Origin of the sequence: Streptomyces sp. NPDC102270 (assembly GCF_044766405.1) — a bacterium.
GTDB lineage: Bacteria > Actinomycetota > Actinomycetes > Streptomycetales > Streptomycetaceae > Streptomyces.
Window position 1 is genome coordinate 366,336 of sequence record NZ_JBIWLX010000001.1, and the last position, 15,289, is coordinate 381,624.

A 15,289-nucleotide genomic window follows, 5' to 3' on the forward strand; every position below is an offset into this window, starting at 1 on the left:
GGGCCGGAACGTGCGCTACGGAGCGTTGCGGATGGGTCTCAAAGGGGGCACGGTGCAGGGCCTTCGAGACCGGCGGGAGATCTTCCGTTGACCTAGGAGACCACGTCCTTGCGGGCAAAACCCCTGAAGGCCAGGGCGAACAGCACCAGGGCGAGCGTTATCGAAAGGGAGGTGCCCTGGATCATGTCGGACCACTGCACCTTCGGCTGTACGGCGTCCAGCCAGGCGTACTGCCAGTGCGAAGGGAGGAAGTCGCGCCAGTCGCCGAGGGCCGTCACCTGGTCCAGCACATTGCCGACGATGGTCAGGCCGACCGCGCCGCCGACCGCGCCGAGGGGGGCGTCGGTGCGGGTGGAGAGCCAGAACGCCAGGGCGGCGGTGACCAGTTGGGAGACGAAGATGTACACCACCGTCACCAGCAGGCGCTGGGCCGCCGCGCCCGGTTCCAGTGAGCCGCCGGTGGGGAGCTGGAGCGGGCCCCAGCCGTAGGCGGCCGTGCCGACCGCGAGGGCGACCAGCGGGAGCAGGACCATCGCGGCCAGGCTGAGACCGAGGCCGACGACGAGCTTGGACCACAGGAGGCGGGCCCTCGGTACGGGCGCCGCGAGCAGATAGCGCAGGGAGGACCAGCCGGCCTCGGAGGCGACCGTGTCCCCGCAGAACAGCGCGACCGGGACGACCAGGAGGAAGCCCGCGGAGGCGAAGAGGTTCACCGCGGCGAAGTTCGCCCCGGACACCGTCGCCGTGTCCATCAGGTTGACCCGGTTGTTGCCCGAGCCCGGGCCGCCGCCCAGCTGGAAGGCGATCAGCAGGACGAAGGGCAGGGCGATGAGGATGCCGAACATGACGAGGGTGCGGCGGCGCTTCAACTGCCGTACCAGCTCGACCCGGACCGGCAGCGTACGGCCCGCGCGGTAACCGTCGGCGACTTCCGCGCGCTCGGTCAGCGTGCTGCTCATGCGGAGTCTCCGATCAGGGTGAGGAAGGCGTCTTCGAGGCGGCGGTGGGGGCCCACCGACTCCACCGGGACCTCCAGCCGGACGAGTTCGGCGACCAGGCGTGCCGCGCTGCCGTCCGCGTCGAGCCGTACGAGCAGGCCGTCGTCGGTGGTGACCGCCGACGCGACGCCCGGCAGGGCCGCCACCTTCTCGGCCACCGGTTCCTCGACCGGTACGGCCGTGCCGACCAGGAGGGTGTCGCCGGAGCCGACGATCTCGCCGACCGGGCCCGCCTGCACCAGCTTGCCGTGGTCCATGACCACGAGGTGGGTGCAGGACTGCTCGACCTCCGAGAGGAGGTGGCTGGAGACGATGACCGTGCGGCCCGCCGCCGCGTAGCGGATCATCACCTCGCGCATCTCGCGGATCTGCGGCGGGTCGAGACCGTTGGTCGGTTCGTCGAGGATGAGCAGGTCCGGCATGCCGAGCATGGCCTGGGCGATGGCCAGGCGCTGGCGCATGCCCTGGGAGTAGGTGCGCACCGCGCGGGACAGCGCGTCGCCGAGACCGGCGATCTCCAGTGCCTCGTCCATGTGGGCGTCCTCGGGCGGGCGGCCGGTGGCCCGCCAGTACAGCTCCAGGTTCTCCCGGCCCGACAGGTGCGGGAGGAAGCCCGCGCCCTCGACGAACGCGCCGACACGGGAGAGCACGGGGGCACCGGGCGCGATCGCGTGGCCGAAGACGCGGACCTCGCCGCCGTCCGGCCTGATCAGGCCCATCAGCATGCGCAGGGTGGTCGTCTTGCCCGCGCCGTTCGGGCCGAGCAGGCCGAGGACCTGGCCCTTCTCCACGCGGAAGGAGAGGTCGCGGACCGCGTACCGGTCGGCGGACCTGGCGTACCGCTTGCTCAGATCGGTTATCTGCAGGGGGACTTCGGTCAGCTCCGGCTCGGGGGCCGCGGGGGCCGTCGTACGGCGGCGGCCCGTCACCACCAGGATCAGGGCGAGCACCGCGCCGGCCAGCGGCAGCCACCACACCCAGGCGGGCAGGGGGGCCTGGGTGTTCTTCGCGCTGAGGGCCGCGGGGACGTTCAGGTGGCTCTTGAGGGAGACGGTGTACGTCGCCGGGGCCGTCGGGGAGGCGTAGCCGAGGTCCGTGGAGGCGAGGACCAGGCGCAGGCGGTGGCCGTCGTCGATGTCGTGGTCGATCGCCGGGAGGGTGATCGTGACGTCCTTGCCGGCCTTCGCACCCTCGACCCTGAGGGGCTCGACGAGTTGGGACGGCAGGGTCTGCTGCCCGTTCGGGCCGACGTCGTACAGCTTGGCGAAGAGGACGGCGTCGTCGGTCGTCGACTTCACGTGGACGGTGACCGTGGGCGAACCGGTGATCTGCAGGCCGTCCCTGACCGGGGCCGACTCGAAGGCGGCGTACTGGCCCGGGAAGTCGAGGGAGACGCCGAGGCCGAGGGCGGAGAGCTGGGAGAGGCCGCCGCCGCCGAGGCCGGGGAGGGCCGAGACGGCGGGCGGGCTGGCGCCGGCCGGGTTGCTGACGTCCTGTTCCCGGCCGGTGAGGGTGATCCCGTGCTCGTCGCTCTGCAGGCCCGGGTAGGTGTCGGCGGTGACGCCGGTGAGGCGGCTCTCGCCGTCGCCGGTGTCGGTGCCGAGGGTGCGGGTGACGCGGAAGGCGGGGCCGGTGTCGGCGGACTCGTCGCCCTTGAGGTACCGGTCGAACCAGTGGGCCACGCGGGACTGGACCCGGCTCGTCTCCAGGTCGCCGCCGTCATGGCCGCCCGCGATCCAGTCGACGTCCACGGGGGCGCCGTTGGCGCGGATCGCCTTCGCCGCGGCGTCGGCCTGGTTCAGGGGGAAGAGGGAGTCCGTCTGGCCCTGGACGAGCAGGGTGGGCACCTTGATGTCCTTGGCGACGGCCGACGGGGAGCGCTCCTCCAGCATCTTCTCGGCCGGGGCGTCCGGGACGCCGGACTGGGCCACCCGCTGGTACATCGCGCAGATCTGCGGCTCGAACTTGGCACAGCCGCCCGCGGAGTTGACGAAGATGCCGGCCCACAGCTTCTTGAAGACGCCGTTCGGGAACAGGGCGTCCGAGAGGTTCCAGTACGTGATCAACGGGGCGATCGCGTCCACGCGGTGGTCGTGGCCGGCGGCGAGGAGGGAGATCGCGCCGCCGTAGCTCGCGCCCGCCACGCCGACCCTGGGGTCACCGGGCTTGTCGAGCTGGACCTGGGGCTGCTTCGCCAGCCAGTCGATCAGCCTGCTGACGTCCTTGACCTCGGCGTCGGGGTCGTTGAGGCCCACTGTGCCGGTGGACCTGCCGAAGCCCCGGGCGGACCAGGTGAGGACCGCGTAGCCGTCTCTCGCGAGGTCCTGCGCCTGTTGGCGCACGTCGTTCTTGCTGCCGCCGAAGCCGTGGCCCAGGAGGACCGCGGGGCGCCTCCCGGTGCCGTTCGCCGTGAAGTACGAGGTGTCTATGCGGACGCCGTCGAGCGCCATGATGCGATCGGTGCGGTGCACGGGGGGTGGGTCGTCAGAGGCGGCGGCCGTCCATGTCCCGGCTGCGGCGAGCACGACGACGGAGGCCGCGGCGGCGATCCACCGCGGCCTCCGGAGGCGTCGAAGATCCATGTGTCAACGGTACGGGGTGAAACTGTCCGGGACTTGGCTACTGGGGGCTGAACTCCGGGCCATCCTGGGGGTGGAGGGGGTGTCGTTCCGTACAGCAGACGCGGTACACGCCGTCGTGGCTGGTCGCGCCCCTGAGCAGGTCTACTCGCTCGGAATCGAGACGAGCCACCTCGTGTCCTTGCGCGGGCGGAGGTACAACGCCCAGTACAGCGTCGCCGCCGCCGTGATGCCGCCCGTCCACAGCAGGTACTCCGTCTCCTGCTGGGTCAGGATGTAGGCCAGGACCGCTATCAGGAGGACCGGCATCGCGGGCCACAACGGCATGCGCCAGGCCGGGGTGTGCCGGTGGCCGCCCCGGCGGGACAGCAGCGCGGCGATCGCGACGAGCAGGTACATGCCCGTCACCGAGACGCCCGTGACGCCGTACAGCGTGTCCAGGTTGACGAAGCACAGGGCCGCTCCCGGGATGCCCACCGCGAGGGTGGCGACCCAGGGGGAGCCGAAGCGGCCGAGCTTGGCGAAGACCTGGTTGACCGGGGCCGGCCAGGCCTTGTCCCGTGCCGAGGCGAACAGGACGCGGGAGTTCTGGATGACCATGACGATGCCGGCGTTGATGATCGCCAGGGCGACGCACAGGCTGACGAAGGTGCCCACCGCGGAGTCGGACCAGGCCGTGACCATGGCGCCGATGTCACCTCCGGTCAGTTCGGTCAGGTCGGAGGCGCCCAGGGTGATCGCGGCCACCGGGACCAGGATGATCACGGTGGAGATGGCGAGGGTGGCCAGGACCGTGCGGGCCACGTTGCGGCGGGGGTTCTCCAGTTCCTCGGAGAGGTAGACGGCGGTCGAGAAGCCCTGGGTGACGAAGAGGGCGATCGCCAGGCCGGAGACCACCAGCATGGCGGTGACCGGGTCCGTGCCGCCGTGGGCGTCCGCCACCTGCATGGTCAGCAGGCTGCTCGGGCCGCGCTCCGCGTGGGTGAAGCCCAGGAGCGCCACCACCGCCGCCGCGATCACCTCCAGGACCAGGAAGACGCCCGTGATCCACGCGTTGGCGCGCAGGTCGAGGAGGCCCGCGAGGGTGGCCAGGAGCATGACTCCGGCGCCCGCCAGGGAGGGGTCCAGGTGGATCACCGGGGCCAGGTAGTCCGCCGTGCCCATGGCGATCACCGGCGGGACGATCATGACGACCAGGAGGGAGAGCACGAAGACGAGCCAGCCGGCGAGTCGTCCCGCCAGCGTCGAGACCATCGCGTACTCGCCGCCCGCGCTGGGGATGAGGGTGCCCAGCTCCGCGTAGCAGAACGCCACGGCGACACAGAGGAGGGAACCGATGGCGATCGTCAGGGCGGTGGCGGTGCCGAGCGAGCCGAAGAGGTCGGGGACGACCACGAAGAGCGTGGAGGCCGGGGTCACGCAGGACAGGGTCAGCAGGGTGCCGCCGACCACGCCGATGGAGCGGTTGAGCTTGGCGTGGCCGTGCTCCAGCGCCTCTGGGACGGCGGTGTCGGCAGGGCGGAGGGTCTCGGTCATGGTGCTGCATGGAACCCCGACGAAAACCAGTGCGTCAATAGGTGGAGAGCTGCGAAATCCGTAGATCAGAAGGGGTATGAATGGCGAATACGGCAGTTTCTCGGGGCCGTTTCTCCCTTTCCGGCTGTACGGGAACCGCAGCGTCGGCGTGAAAAAACGTGCCGGACGTCGTCGACAAGTCGGACGCGATCATGGCGGCGCTCGCCCGGGCGACCGACCGGACGCAGGACCTGGGCTCGGCCGGGGTCAAAATCTCCACGGTGACCACGGGCACGGCCCCGGTCGGCACGGCGGGCACGTACTCCTGGGGCGGCGGCTACGCCTTCGACGTCGAGATGGACACGAAGGCCGCCCGGATGCAGCCGCTCCAGGACGCCCCGACCATGCGCATGCTCTTCGTGGACGGCGCCTACTACTACGACATCGACCCGCAGCCCCTGGGCCCGCTCAAGGGCAAGGAGTGGATGCGGGTCGACGCGTCGGCCGTGTTCGGAGAGAAGGGCGCGCAGGCCTTCAACGGGGGCGGCGGCGGGAGCCCGGCGGCCTCCATGAGGAGCCTCAAGTACGCCGATGACGTCGAGGATCTCGGCAAGGAGACCGTCGACGGGCAGAGCACGACCCATTACGCCGCTTCGATCACCGGCGGAGCCACCTCGATGACCATGGACTTCGAGAAGTTCGGGAAGACGGCCGTGGTCAAGGCGCCGCCGGCCGCCGAGACCGGGGATCTGACCGAGGCCGTCAAGGGCGCCGCCGGAAAGCAGTGAGCACAGCGACGGGTCCCCGGGTACGCGCGCGTACCCGGGGACCCGTCGCTGTCACCGGCGGAGCGTGCTCAGTGGTTGCGCGGGAAGCCCAGGTCCACGCCCGCGGGGGCGTCGGCCGGGTCGGGCCAGCGGGTGGTGACGACCTTGCCGCGGGTGTAGAAGTGCGTGCCGTCGTTGCCGTAGATGTGGTGGTCGCCGAAGAGGGAGTCCTTCCAGCCGCCGAAGCTGTGGTAGCCGACGGGGACCGGGATCGGGACGTTCACGCCGACCATGCCGGCCTCGACCTCCAGCTGGAAGCGGCGGGCGGCGCCGCCGTCCCGGGTGAAGATCGCGGTGCCGTTGCCGAAGGGCGAGGCGTTGATGAGGGCGATGCCCTCCTCGTAGGTGTCGACGCGCAGCACGGTCAGGACCGGGCCGAAGATCTCGTCCTGGTAGGCCTTGGCGGTGGTGGGGACCTTGTCGAGGAGCGAGATGCCGATCCAGTGACCGTCCTCGAAGCCCTCGACGGTGTGGCCGGTGCCGTCCAGGACGACCTCGCAGCCCTCGGCGGCCGCACCCTCGACGTAGGAGGCCACCTTGTCGCGGTGCACCTTCGTGATGAGCGGACCCATCTCGGAGGCCGGGTCGTTGCCGGGGCCAATCTTGATCTTCTCGGCGCGCTCGCGGATCTTGTCCACCAGCTGGTCGCCGATGGCGCCGACCGCGACGACCGCGGAGATGGCCATGCAGCGCTCGCCCGCGGAGCCGTAGGCGGCGGAGACGGCGGCGTCGGCGGCCGCGTCCAGGTCGGCGTCCGGCAGGACCAGCATGTGGTTCTTGGCGCCGCCCAGCGCCTGGACGCGCTTGCCGTTGGCGGAGGCGGTGGTGTGGATGTAGCGGGCGATCGGGGTCGAGCCGACGAAGGAGACGGCCTTGACGTCCGGGTGCTCCAGGAGGCGGTCGACGGCCACCTTGTCGCCCTGTACGACGTTGAAGACGCCGTCGGGCAGACCGGCCTCGGCGAGCAGTTCGGCGATCTTGAGGGAGGCCGAGGGGTCCTTCTCGGAGGGCTTGAGGACGAAGGTGTTGCCGGTCGCGACGGCGATCGGGAACATCCACATCGGGACCATCGCCGGGAAGTTGAACGGCGTGATGCCCGCGACCACGCCGAGCGGCTGGCGGATGGAGGCGACGTCCACGCGGCTGGCGACCTCAGTGGACAGCTCGCCCTTCAGCTGCACGGTGATCCCGCACGCCAGGTCCACGATCTCCAGGCCGCGCGCGACCTCGCCGAGCGCGTCGGAGTGCACCTTGCCGTGCTCGGCGGTGATCAGCTCGGCGATCGCGTCGCGGTTCGCCTCGAGCAGCGCCCGGAAGCGGAACAGGATCGTGGTGCGCTTGGCGAGCGAGGAGGTGCCCCAGGTCTGGAACGCGTCCTTCGCGGCGGCCACGGCGGCGTCGACCTCGTCGACCGAGGCGAACGCGACCTTGGTGGTGACCGCGCCGGTCGCCGGGTCGGTGACCGGCCCGTAGTTGCCCGACGCGCCTTCGACGGTCTTGCCGCCGATCCAGTGGTTGACGATCTTCGTCATGACCGAGTACTCCTTTTCACAGATGGCGGCGTCGGGTTGAGACGTGCCGTTCGTACAGCTCTCGGGCCTTCACCGCGGACGGTCGGGTCGCGGTCTCGGCCACAGGTACATCCCACCAGGCCTGCGCCGGAGGCGGGCCCGACACTGTGTCGGCCGTTTCGGTCTCGACGTAGACACATGTGGGAGTGTCGGCGGCCCGCGCCTCTTCGAGGGCGGCGCGCAGGTCTCGTACGGTCTTCGCGCGCAGCACGCGCATACCGAGGCTGGCCGCGTTGGCCGCCAGGTCCACGGGCAGCGGGGCGCCCGTGTAGCTGCCGTCGTCGGACTGGTAGCGGTAGGCCGTGCCGAACCGCTCGCCGCCGACCGCCTCGGACAGGCCGCCGATGGAGGCGTAGCCGTGGTTCTGGATCAGGAGCAGCTTGATCGCGATGCCCTCCTGTACGGCCGTGACGATCTCCGTCGGCATCATCAGGTACGTGCCGTCGCCGACCAGCGCCCAGACGTTGCGGTCGGGAGCGGCCATCTTCACACCGATCGCGGCCGGGATCTCGTACCCCATGCAGGAGTACCCGTACTCCAGGTGGTACTGGTCCCTCGACCGGGCGCGCCACAGCTTGTGCAGGTCGCCGGGGAGGGAGCCGGCCGCGTTGATGATCACGTCGGACTCGTCCACCAGGGTGTCCAGAGCACCGAGGACCTGCGGCTGGGTCGGCCTGATGTCGGGCTCGTCGGCCTCGTAGCAGGCGTCGACGCGCTGCTCCCAGCGCTCCTTGTCGAGGGTGTACTCCTCGACGTACGCGCCCGTGACCCGGTGGGCGTGCAGCTGGAGTGCCCCGGCGAGTTCCTGGAGGGCGCTGCGGGCGTCCGCGACCAGGGGCGCACCGGCGAGCTTGTGGCCGTCGTAGGGCGCGATGTTGAGATTGAGGAAGCGGACCCCGTCGGCGGCGAACAAGGTGCCGGAGGCCGTGGTGAAGTCGGTGTATCGGGTGCCGACGCCTATCACCAGGTCGGCCTGGCGGGCCAGTTCGTTGGCGGTGGCGGTGCCGGTGTGGCCGACGCCGCCGACGTCCTGGGGGTGGTCGTGGCGCAGGGAACCCTTGCCGGCCTGGGTGGAGGCGACCGGGATGCCGGTGGCGCTCGCGAACTCGGCGAGGGCCTCCTCGGCGCGGCTGTGGTGGACTCCGCCGCCGGCGATGACGAGCGGGCGCCGGGCGGTGCGGATCGTCCGTACCGCCTCGGCAAGCTCGGCCGGGTCGGCGCCCGGACGCCGTACGGTCCAGGTGCGCTCGGCGAAGAACTCGTCGGGCCAGTCGTGGGCCTCGGCCTGGACGTCCTGCGGCAGCGCGAGGGTCACGGCGCCGGTCTCGACGGGGTCGGTGAGGACGCGCATGGCCTGGAGGGCGGCCGGGATCAGGGCTTCGGGACGCGTGACGCGGTCGAAGTACTTCGACACGGGCCGCAGACAGTCGTTGACGCTGATGTCGCCCGCGTACGGGACTTCGAGCTGCTGGAGGACCGGGTCGGCGACGCGGGTGGCGAAGGTGTCGCCGGGCAGGAGGAGGACCGGCAGGTGGTTGATGGTCGCGAGGGCGGCGCCCGTCACCAGGTTGGTGGCGCCCGGGCCGATGGAGGTCGTCACCGCGTGGGTGGAGAGGCGGTTCGACTGACGCGCGTAGCCCACGGCCGCGTGCACCATGGACTGCTCGTTGCGGCCCTGGTGGTAGGGCATGTCGTCGGCGTACTCGACGAGCGCCTGGCCGAGGCCCGCGACATTGCCGTGGCCGAAGATGCCCCAGGTCGCGGAGATCAACCGCTGCCGTACGCCGTCGCGTTCGGTGTACTGGGCGGCCAGGAAGCGGACCAGCGCTTGCGCGACGGTCAGGCGGGTGCTCATCGGTAACCCTCCGTGTGGTCCGGGTGGAAGCAGATCCGCCACTCCCGCGTCTCACCCGGTCCCGCCATGACGTTGAGGTAGTACATGTCGTGGCCGGGCTGGGCGATGGACGGGCCGTGCCATCCGTCGGGAACGAGGACGGCGTCGCCGGAGCAGACCTCGGCGAGGACGTCGGATCCGCCCTCACGGGAGGGAGATACGCGCTGATAGCCGAAACCGTTCGGGCCGTCGATCTCGAAGTAGTAGATCTCCTCCAACTCGGCTTCCACGCCGGGCCGGTGCTCGTCGTGCTTGTGCGGGGGGTACGAGGACCAGTTGCCGCCGGGGGTGACGACCTCGACGGCGATGAGCTTGTCGCAGTCGAAGGCGTCGGCGGAGGCGAAGTTGCGCACGTGCCGCAACTGCGTGCCGCTGCCGCGTTCTTCGACGGGGACCTCCGGCGCGGGGCCGTAGCGGGCGGGGAGTCGTCGCTCGCACTTCGCTCCTGCCAGGGCGAAGCGGCCTCCCGCGCCGGAGGCGATCGATGCCTGGGCGTCCCGGGGCACGTACGCGAAGTCCGAGACTCCGGCGAACACGCTTTCCCGGCCCAGGAGTTGGAACTCTTCGGTACCTACGTGGACGGTACAGCCGCCTTCCAGCGGGAGCACGATCCACTCGCTGTCACCAGAGGTGAAGGTGTGGGTGCCGCCGGGTGCCAGCTCGACGACGCGCAGACTGCTGTGGGTCCAGCCGGCCCGCTTGGGGTCGATGTCCACCGCGTACTGGGCGTTGGTCGAGGCACCCTTGGGGACGTACAGCTCGTTCTGTGTCATGCGGCGGCCCTCACAGCAGTCCGACGGCGGTGTCCACGGCGGCGGCCACGTCGCCGTCCGCCGGGTACAGCAGCGAACGGCCGACCACCAGACCGCGCACGGTGGGCAGTTGGAGGGCGCCGCGCCACTTCTCGTACGCGCCGTCCTGGTCGTCCCCGACCTCGCCGCCGAGCAGCACGGCGGGCAGGGTGGAGGCGGCCATGACCTCGCCCATGTCGTCGGGGTTGTCGCAGACAGGGACCTTGAGCCAGGTGTAGGCCGAACTGCCGCCCAGACCCGAGGCGATGGCTATCGACTTGGTGACGGCCTCGGCGGACAGGTCGTTCCTGACCTTGCCCTCGGTGGTGCGGCCGCTGATGAACGGCTCGACGAAGACGGGGAGCCTGCGTGCCGCCATGTCGTCGATGGCACGGGCCGTGGACTCCAGGGTGGTCAGGGAGCCCGGGTCGTCGTAGTCGATGCGCAGGAGGAGCTTGCCGGCGTCGAAGCCGAACCGCTCGATGTCCTCGGGGCGGTGGCCGGTGAAGCGGTCGTCGAGCTCGAAGCTCGCGCCCTGGAGGCCGCCGCGGTTCATGGAGCCCATGACGACCTTGCCGTCGAGGGCGCCGAGCAGCAGCAGGTCGTCCAGGATGTCGGCGGTGGCGAGGACGCCGTCGACGCCGGGGCGGGACAGCGCCAGGCACAGGCGCTCCAGCAGATCGGCGCGGTTGGCCATGGCCAACCGGTTGCCACCCACCCCGAGCGCACCCCGGGCGGGGTGGTCGGCGGCGACGATCATCAGACGGCCGCTGCCGTTGAGCAGCGGCCTGCGGGTGCGCCGGGCGGCGGCTTCGGCGATCGCCTCGGGGCGTTCGGCACGCAGGCGGACGAGTTCCGCGAGGTCGACGTTCACTTGACCGCTCCCGCCGCGACCGCGTCCTCGATCTCGGTGACCGTCGGCATCGCCGAGCTGCACTCGAGGCGGGAGGCGACGATGGCGCCGGCCGCGTTGGCGTACCGCATGATCTTCTCCAGGTCCCAGCCGCTCAGCAGGCCGTGGCACAGGGCGCCGCCGAAGGCGTCACCGGCGCCGAGACCGTTCAGGACGTTCACGGGCAGGGGCGGGACCTCGGCGGACTCGCCCTTGCTGTTGACGGCGAGGACACCCTTGGGGCCCTGCTTGACGACCGCCAGTTCCACACCGGCGTCCAGGAGGGCGCGGGCGGCGGCGTGCGGCTCGCGCACCCCGGTCGCGACCTCGACCTCGTCGAGGTTGCCGACGGCGACGGTGGTGTGGCGCAGGGCCTCTTCGTAGAAGGGGCGGGCCGTGGCCGGGTCGTTCCAGAACATCGGGCGCCAGTCCAGGTCGAAGACCGTGGTGCCGGCCTTGGCGCGGTGGGCGAGGGCCGCCAGCGTCGCCGTACGGCTGGGCTCCTCGCTCAGGCCGGTGCCGGTGACCCAGAAGACGCTCGCCTCGTGGATCGCGTCGAGGTCCAGCTCGTGGGCGTCGATCTCCAGGTCCGGGGCCTTGGGCTGCCGGTAGAAGTACAGCGGGAAGTCGTCCGGCGGGAAGACCTCGCAGAAGGTGACGGGAGTCGGCAGTCCCGGGACCGGGGTGACCCAGCGGTCGTCCACGCCGAAGCCCTGGAGGGCCTCGTGCAGATAGGTGCCGAAGGGGTCGTCACCGGTGCGGGTGATCACCGCGGTCCGCCGTCCCAGGCGCGACGCGGCGACCGCGACATTCGTCGCCGAGCCCCCGAGGAACTTGCCGAAGGACGTCACCTGCGGCAGCGGGACACCGGTCTGGAGTGGATACAGGTCCACACCGATCCGCCCCATGGTGATCAGGTCGTACGCCATCGGCTTCCCTTCGTACCTGCGTCGGCTCTCCCGGCGTTTGTAGCCCCGCACAGCGAGCCCTGTCAATGTTTTGTCCAGACATTCGGACGAGACCTTGACAGCGCTTGCTTTCCGAACCGAAGCTGACCGGCATGACAGCGCCCGCACCTCAGCCCTCACTGTCCCGCATCCGGATCGGCTCGGCTCCGGACTCCTGGGGCGTGTGGTTCCCCGACGACCCCCAGCAGGTCCCCTGGCAACGCTTCCTCGACGAGGTCGCGGACTCCGGTTACGAATGGATCGAGCTGGGACCGTACGGGTACCTCCCGACCGACCCCGCAGTCCTCACCGAGGAGGTCTCCCGGCGCGGCCTGAAGGTGTCCGCGGGCACCGTCTTCACCGGCCTGCACCACGGCGAGGCCGTGTGGGAGAAGACCTGGGCGCATGTCGCGGACAACGCGGTGCTCGCGCAGGCGATGGGCGCCCGGCATCTTGTCGTGATCCCGTCGTTCTGGCGGGACGACAAGACGGGTGAGGTGCTGGAGCCGGACACACTCACGCCGGAGCAGTGGCGCAACCTCAGCACGCTGACCGAGCGGCTCGGACAGCGGGTGCGCGAGGAGTACGGCCTCCAGATCGTCGTCCACCCGCATGCCGACACCCACATCGACAGCGAGGAGAACGTGGTCCGCTTCCTGGACGCCACCGACTCCGGCCTGGTGTCGCTGTGCCTGGACACCGGGCACTACGCGTACTGCGGCGGGGACAGCGTCAAGCTGATCGAGACGTACGGGTCGCGGATCGGGTATCTGCACCTCAAGCAGGTGGACCCGGAGATCCTGGCGGACGTACGGGCCAAGGGGACGCCGTTCGGGCCTGCGGTGGCGCAGGGCGTGATGTGCGAGCCGCCTTCGGGGGTGCCGGAACTCGGTCCCGTACTGGAGGCGGCGCAGAAGCTCGATGTGGACCTGTTCGCGATCGTCGAGCAGGACATGTACCCGTGCGAGCCGGACAAGCCGCTGCCCATCGCGCAGCGGACCCGGGCGTTCCTCAGGTCGTGCGGGGCCTAGTCCGGGCCCGGCGAGCAGGTCCGCAGGGGCCCGGGACGGCCCCATACCGCCCCCTTTTACTGCCCGCTTGTCAACGTGCCGCGCCCTCGCGCCCGCGTACGCCATTGCGTCACCTCTGTCACAAACGCCTCCTCCGTGTCACACATGTCGCAGGTATGCGGGCCCTCCGTCACACCTGGCGCACAGGCCCTGACCGAAGGTCACCGGGCGTCGTTCACGAGGCGCAACTTGTGATCGCCAGCGCAGCGCCCGGTACCCCCGACGGCCGTTCCCGGCCGCCGCCGCGGTGCGCGCGAGGAGGTGCACCACAACATGACCGACCGAAGGCTCTGGTCGTACAAGGAGATCGCGGCGCACATCCGTGTGCAGCCGGACACCGTGCGGTCGTACCGCAAACACGGGCTGCTGCCGCCGCCCGACCATGTCGAGGGCGGCAAGCCCTACTGGTACGCGGACACCGTGCGCGCGTGGGTCGCGTCCCGGCCGGGCAACCGGGGGCGCAGAGACGACTGAGGCCGACCGGCCCGGCGAAGATCGCCGGGCCGGGAGGTGCCGGCGTCTGACACAGTCGGCCCATGACCGACTTCTCCGTCGAACCCGTGCTGACCGGCGACAAGACCGTGCTGCGGCCCTTCACGGAGGCGGACGCCGAGGTCATGGCGGAGATCATCGAGGACCCCGAGGTCGTCCGCTGCACCGGGGCACCCGCCGCCGACCTCACCCTGGAGCGGCTGCGGTCCTGGTACGGCTCCCGGTCGGAGCAGCCCGACCGTCTCGACCTCGCCGTCACCGACCGCGCCACCGGGGAACTGGTCGGCGAGGTCGTCCTGTACGAGTGGGATCCGGCCGCCCGCAGCTGCATCTTCCGCACGCTCATCGGCCCGCGGGGACGCGGCCGCGGGCTCGGCACCGAGGCCACCCGCCTGATCGTCGGGTACGGCTTCGAGCGGCTCGGCCTGCACCGCGTCGAGTTGGAGGTCTACCGCCACAACTCCCGCGCCCTGCGGGTGTACGAGAAGGCCGGGTTCACGGTCGAGGGCGTGCGGCGGGAAGCCGATCTGCGGGACGGCAAGTGGGTGGACTGGGTGGTCATGGGCCTCCTCGACCGCGAGTGGGCCGCCCTCACCCCCACGGCTCGATGACCGTCACCCCCGCCGCGGGGGCCGCACCCATCGCCGCCAGGGCGTCCGGGACGGCGTCCAGGGTGATCGTGGACGTGACCAGGAGGTCAGGCCGCAGTACGCCCGCCCCGACCAGCTCCAGCATCGGCGGGTAGGTGTGGGCGGCCATGCCGTGACTGCCGAGGAGTTCGAGCTCCAGGGCGATCACGCGGGCCATGGGAACCGGGGTCGTCCCGTCCGGCGAGGGCAGCAGGCCGACCTGGACGTGCCGGCCGCGTCGGCGCAGGGAGTTGACGGAGGCGGCGCAGGTGGCCGGGGAGCCGAGGGCGTCCAGGGACACGTGCGCCCCGCCGCCGGTCAGCTCGCGGATCGCCGCCGCGGTGTCCGGCGTACCGGTCGCGTCCACGCACTCGGCCGCGCCGAACCTCCTCGCCAGGGCCAGGGCCCGTGCCGACACGTCCACGGCCACCACACGGGCCCCTGAGGCCGCCGCGATCATCACCGCGGACAGGCCCACACCGCCGCAGCCGTGCACCGCGACCCACTCCCCCGCGGTGGCCCGCCCCTGCTGCGCGACCGCCCTGAACGCCGTGGCGAAACGGCAGCCCAGGGAGGCGGCCGTGGCGAAGGACATGTCCGGCGGTACGGCCACGAGGTTCACGTCGGCGTGGTCCAGCGCCACGTACTGGGCGAAGGAGCCCCAGTGGGTGAAGCCGGGCTGTGTCTGGCGCTCGCAGACCTGGTGGTCGCCCCGCGCGCAGGACGCGCAGGTGCCGCAGGCGCAGACGAAGGGGACGGTCACCCGGTCGCCGGGCTTCCAGTTGCTCACGCGGGGACCGACCGCCTCGACCGTGCCCGCCAGTTCATGGCCCGGCACGTGCGGGAGGGTGATGTCCGGGTCGTGGCCCTGCCAGCCGTGCCAGTCGCTTCTGCACAGGCCCGTGGCCGCCACCCGGACGACCACTCCGTGGCCCGGCGGACGGGGGTCCGGCACGTCCCGTATCCGCGGGGGTTCGCCGTACCGTTCGAAGACAACCGCTCGCATCCGCGTCTCCCGGACCTCTCTTGGAGAAATACCCCCTAGGGGTATAGGATGTGACTCAGAAACCCCACACGCCTCGAC

13 protein-coding genes are annotated in these 15,289 nt (G+C 71.1%); 4 read left to right on the forward strand and 9 right to left on the reverse strand.

Features of this window, described 5'->3' with window-relative positions; all coding sequences use genetic code 11:
* Positions 1 to 92: 92 nt before the first annotated feature.
* The 3 genes from ACIRP7_RS01580 to ACIRP7_RS01590 form a co-directional block, all read right to left on the reverse strand.
* Complete coding sequence (locus ACIRP7_RS01580; protein ID WP_403652401.1) at positions 93 to 959, reverse strand: ABC transporter permease; 867 nt, start codon at positions 957 to 959, stop codon at positions 93 to 95.
* On the reverse strand, positions 956 to 3,580 hold the full coding sequence (locus ACIRP7_RS01585; protein WP_403652404.1) for a CocE/NonD family hydrolase: 2,625 nt from the start codon (positions 3,578 to 3,580) through the stop codon (positions 956 to 958). The genes ACIRP7_RS01580 and ACIRP7_RS01585 overlap by 4 nt, the downstream gene beginning before the upstream one ends.
* 141 nt (positions 3,581 to 3,721) lie before the next feature.
* Positions 3,722 to 5,113: an APC family permease gene (locus ACIRP7_RS01590; RefSeq protein WP_403652407.1), complete on the reverse strand. Its 1,392-nt coding sequence runs from the start codon at positions 5,111 to 5,113 to the stop codon at positions 3,722 to 3,724.
* A 158-nt stretch (positions 5,114 to 5,271) separates the two neighbouring features.
* On the opposite strand from ACIRP7_RS01590, the gene ACIRP7_RS01595 reads away from it, so the two are divergent.
* Complete coding sequence (locus ACIRP7_RS01595; protein WP_403652410.1) at positions 5,272 to 5,880, forward strand: hypothetical protein; 609 nt, start codon at positions 5,272 to 5,274, stop codon at positions 5,878 to 5,880.
* Positions 5,881 to 5,948: 68 nt separating this feature from the next.
* On the opposite strand, the gene mmsA is transcribed toward ACIRP7_RS01595, so the two are convergent.
* From mmsA to iolC, 5 genes are read right to left on the reverse strand one after another with little or no spacing between them, the layout of a single operon-like run.
* Entirely contained in the window at positions 5,949 to 7,451 is a 1,503-nt protein-coding gene (gene mmsA / locus ACIRP7_RS01600; RefSeq protein WP_403652413.1) for a CoA-acylating methylmalonate-semialdehyde dehydrogenase, read from the reverse strand.
* Between the two features lie 16 nt (positions 7,452 to 7,467).
* The gene (gene iolD, locus ACIRP7_RS01605) at positions 7,468 to 9,345 is read right to left on the reverse strand and encodes a 3D-(3,5/4)-trihydroxycyclohexane-1,2-dione acylhydrolase (decyclizing) (protein WP_403652416.1); all 1,878 of its coding nucleotides are present in this window, start codon (positions 9,343 to 9,345) and stop codon (positions 7,468 to 7,470) included.
* Complete coding sequence (gene iolB / locus ACIRP7_RS01610) at positions 9,342 to 10,157, reverse strand: 5-deoxy-glucuronate isomerase (protein WP_403652419.1); 816 nt, start codon at positions 10,155 to 10,157, stop codon at positions 9,342 to 9,344. Before iolB ends, iolD begins: the two co-directional genes overlap by 4 nt.
* Positions 10,158 to 10,167: 10 nt before the next feature.
* On the reverse strand, positions 10,168 to 11,049 hold the full coding sequence (locus tag ACIRP7_RS01615; protein ID WP_403652421.1) for a deoxyribose-phosphate aldolase: 882 nt from the start codon (positions 11,047 to 11,049) through the stop codon (positions 10,168 to 10,170).
* Positions 11,046 to 11,996, reverse strand: a complete 951-nt coding sequence (gene iolC / locus ACIRP7_RS01620; RefSeq protein ID WP_403652424.1) for a 5-dehydro-2-deoxygluconokinase — start codon at positions 11,994 to 11,996, stop codon at positions 11,046 to 11,048. The genes ACIRP7_RS01615 and iolC overlap by 4 nt, the downstream gene beginning before the upstream one ends.
* A 131-nt stretch (positions 11,997 to 12,127) precedes the next feature.
* On the opposite strand from iolC, the gene ACIRP7_RS01625 reads away from it, so the two are divergent.
* The 3 genes from ACIRP7_RS01625 (at position 12,128) to ACIRP7_RS01635 (ending at position 14,187) form a co-directional block, all read left to right on the forward strand.
* Complete coding sequence (locus ACIRP7_RS01625; RefSeq protein ID WP_403652427.1) at positions 12,128 to 13,045, forward strand: sugar phosphate isomerase/epimerase family protein; 918 nt, start codon at positions 12,128 to 12,130, stop codon at positions 13,043 to 13,045.
* 312 nt (positions 13,046 to 13,357) lie between these two features.
* Complete coding sequence (locus ACIRP7_RS01630) at positions 13,358 to 13,558, forward strand: MerR family transcriptional regulator (RefSeq protein WP_330457942.1); 201 nt, start codon at positions 13,358 to 13,360, stop codon at positions 13,556 to 13,558.
* Positions 13,559 to 13,620: 62 nt separating this feature from the next.
* The gene (locus tag ACIRP7_RS01635; RefSeq protein WP_403652431.1) at positions 13,621 to 14,187 is read left to right on the forward strand and encodes a GNAT family N-acetyltransferase; all 567 of its coding nucleotides are present in this window, start codon (positions 13,621 to 13,623) and stop codon (positions 14,185 to 14,187) included.
* Here the strand turns inward: ACIRP7_RS01635 and ACIRP7_RS01640 are convergent.
* Complete coding sequence (locus ACIRP7_RS01640; protein WP_403652434.1) at positions 14,168 to 15,211, reverse strand: zinc-dependent alcohol dehydrogenase family protein; 1,044 nt, start codon at positions 15,209 to 15,211, stop codon at positions 14,168 to 14,170. The genes ACIRP7_RS01635 and ACIRP7_RS01640 overlap by 20 nt on opposite strands.
* Positions 15,212 to 15,289 lie beyond the last annotated feature (78 nt).

Bases quoted from the DNA above. Each gene is read 5' to 3' on its own strand.
- ACIRP7_RS01635 (WP_403652431.1), top strand. From the start codon at position 13,621: ATGACCGACTTCTCCGTCGAACCCGTGCTGACCGGCGACAAGACCGTG.
- ACIRP7_RS01585 (WP_403652404.1), bottom strand. From the start codon at position 3,580: ATGGATCTTCGACGCCTCCGGAGGCCGCGGTGGATCGCCGCCGCGGCC.
- ACIRP7_RS01640 (WP_403652434.1), bottom strand. From the start codon at position 15,211: ATGCGAGCGGTTGTCTTCGAACGGTACGGCGAACCCCCGCGGATACGG.
- ACIRP7_RS01625 (WP_403652427.1), top strand. From the start codon at position 12,128: ATGACAGCGCCCGCACCTCAGCCCTCACTGTCCCGCATCCGGATCGGC.
- iolD (WP_403652416.1), bottom strand. From the start codon at position 9,345: ATGAGCACCCGCCTGACCGTCGCGCAAGCGCTGGTCCGCTTCCTGGCC.
- ACIRP7_RS01580 (WP_403652401.1), bottom strand. From the start codon at position 959: ATGAGCAGCACGCTGACCGAGCGCGCGGAAGTCGCCGACGGTTACCGC.
- ACIRP7_RS01630 (WP_330457942.1), top strand. From the start codon at position 13,358: ATGACCGACCGAAGGCTCTGGTCGTACAAGGAGATCGCGGCGCACATC.
- iolC (WP_403652424.1), bottom strand. From the start codon at position 11,996: ATGGCGTACGACCTGATCACCATGGGGCGGATCGGTGTGGACCTGTAT.
- mmsA (WP_403652413.1), bottom strand. From the start codon at position 7,451: ATGACGAAGATCGTCAACCACTGGATCGGCGGCAAGACCGTCGAAGGC.
- iolB (WP_403652419.1), bottom strand. From the start codon at position 10,157: ATGACACAGAACGAGCTGTACGTCCCCAAGGGTGCCTCGACCAACGCC.
- ACIRP7_RS01590 (WP_403652407.1), bottom strand. From the start codon at position 5,113: ATGACCGAGACCCTCCGCCCTGCCGACACCGCCGTCCCAGAGGCGCTG.